Source organism: Tenacibaculum pelagium (assembly GCF_014062345.1).
In the GTDB taxonomy this organism is placed as follows: Bacteria; Bacteroidota; Bacteroidia; order Flavobacteriales; family Flavobacteriaceae; genus Polaribacter; species Polaribacter pelagius.
Genome location: NZ_JACGLS010000024.1, coordinates 1 through 300, shown reverse-complemented (window position 1 = coordinate 300; position 300 = coordinate 1). Strand labels below are relative to the sequence as shown.

The 300-nt window shown below is 38.3% G+C and carries 1 protein-coding gene; it reads left to right on the top strand.

Translation table 11 applies throughout. The features are described from left to right. Positions 1 to 300 (top strand): hypothetical protein (locus H3Z83_RS13045; protein WP_182125900.1); only part of this gene is annotated, 300 nt, incomplete at both ends.

The following is a 300-nucleotide window of genomic DNA, read 5'->3' as shown; positions in this document are numbered from 1 at the left end:
GATAGTAACTTAGTAGTAATCAAGAGTGAAGTAATTAGCGGAGATCAAGATGAGTGTGGTGTAGAGTATTTAATCACAAGAAAATGGTCAGTATCAGACTGTGCTGGAAATACTACAGAATATATCCAATTAGTAACCGTACAAGACACGGCAGCACCAGAATTCGAAGGAGATTTACCAGCTCAGGAAATTGTAGCGAGTTGTGACGATATCCCAGCAATGGTTGATTTAACGGCGACAGATAATTGTGATAGTAACTTAGTAGTAATCAAGAGTGAAGTAATTAGCGGAGATCAAGAT